We start from the raw sequence: 208 nt of genomic DNA on the forward strand, positions 1-208 counted from the left end.
GCCGGAAGAGGATCTGCTTACCTTCCTTGCGGGGAAGAGCAGGAACCGCATCTCTGACCTATCAAAAACTTCGGAACTCCTGCGCAAGGCAGCCAGGGATTCCTACCGGTTAGACAAGTGCATGTATGAACCACTGAGCATATCACTGGCAAGCTCGTTTAACTGCATCCACGCCTATCAGAAAGAAATCAAGCTGATCGAGCAGGCG

At 51.9% G+C, this 208-nt stretch carries 1 pseudogene; it reads left to right on the plus strand.

The annotated features are described in order from the left end of the window. Positions 1–208: pseudogene (locus HJV72_RS19565) on the plus strand (IS110 family transposase); the annotation flags it as partial.

Source organism: Extibacter sp. GGCC_0201, from assembly GCF_017566055.1.
GTDB lineage: Bacteria > Bacillota > Clostridia > Lachnospirales > Lachnospiraceae > Extibacter.